Origin of the sequence: Paraburkholderia ribeironis (genome assembly GCF_900019265.1) — a bacterium.
Classification (GTDB): Bacteria; Pseudomonadota; Gammaproteobacteria; order Burkholderiales; family Burkholderiaceae; genus Paraburkholderia; species Paraburkholderia ribeironis.
Genome location: NZ_CYGX02000186.1, coordinates 1 through 1,298, shown reverse-complemented (window position 1 = coordinate 1,298; position 1,298 = coordinate 1). Strand labels below are relative to the sequence as shown.

General features: G+C 64.2%; 2 pseudogenes. One reads left to right on the top strand and one right to left on the bottom strand.

The window, feature by feature from the left end:
• Positions 1 to 955 (top strand): annotated as a pseudogene (locus BN2475_RS33050) (ISNCY family transposase); the annotation flags it as partial.
• 28 nt (positions 956 to 983) lie between these two features.
• Here the strand turns inward: BN2475_RS33050 and BN2475_RS33045 are convergent.
• Positions 984 to 1,298, bottom strand: a pseudogene (locus BN2475_RS33045) (IS6 family transposase); the annotation flags it as partial.

Genomic DNA, 1,298 nt, shown 5'->3' with positions numbered 1-1,298 from the left:
GGCCGCGGCCGGCGTGGGGGGGCCGGTGTCAGGCAAGCGTGGACGTGCGGGCAACCACCAGCTGCCTGCTGGCAAGGCGCAGCGGGCGCTGGCGCTGATCCGCGAACGCTATGCGGATTTTGGCCCGACGCTGGCGCGCGAGAAGCTGCGGGAATGTCATGGCATCGAACTGGTTGTCGAGACGGTGCGCACGCTGATGATTGCCGCGGGGCTGTGGGTGCCACGCAGGGAACGGCCGCCGAAGGTGTACCAGCCGCGCGCGCGGCGCGCCTGTCTGGGCGAACTGATCCAGATCGACGGCAGCGATCACCGCTGGTTCGAGGACCGGGCGCCGGCGTGCACGCTGCTCGTATTCATCGACGACGCGACCGGACGGCTGATGACGTTGCACTTCACGGCGACGGAGTTGACCTTCAGCTATTTCGAAGCACTGTCGAGTTATCTGGGCGCGCATGGCAAGCCGGTCGCGCTGTACAGCGATAAAGCCAGCGTGTTTCGCAGCACGGCAGCCAGCAAGACCGGTCGCAGCGTGACGCACTTTGGCCGCGCGCTGTACGAACTGAACATCGACACGTTCTGCGCCAACAGCAGCCCGGCCAAGGGACGCGTCGAGCGCGCGCACCTGACGCTGCAGGACCGCCTCGTCAAGGAGTTGAGACTGCGAGGCATCAGCACGCGGGAAGCAGCGAACGCGTATGCGCCCTCCTTCATCGCCGACTTCAACCGGCGGTTCGGCAAGCCACCAAGGAGCGACTACGATGCGCACCGGCCGCTGCGCGACGACGAGGATCTGCGGCAGATCCTGGCCTACCGTGTGCCGCGCAGGATCTCAAATGCGCTGACGGTGCAGTACGACCGGGTGATGTACCTGCTGGATGACACGCCGGATAACCGCAAACTGATTCACCGCTACATCGACGTGTGGGGCTTTGTCAACTTGAGATGGACCGTTCGATCCATGTGGAGAACGTACGGTTTCCTTATTAATGTCCATTAGCCGTTTTCACGTCCGCCCAGTCCTGCCATGCGAGCAGACGTGCCTTCAGTTCGGGGCGATGGCGTCCGGCATTCATCCGTTGCCGCGGCAAAGCAAAGTGCTGCCGGATAGGACCGAAGATCGAGAGAAACCGCTGTGTGCGCCGCGGGTCGCGAAAGCCCTGCATCTGGCGTTCGCGCCTGCGCGTGGGCTGATGGCTGTTTTCGGCACGGTTGTTGACCCGCGCGGCCGCCTTGACGAACACATGTTTGACGTTCGCCAGTTCGGGGATCTCGGCCTTGGCTGCCGGGTAGCTACGCAA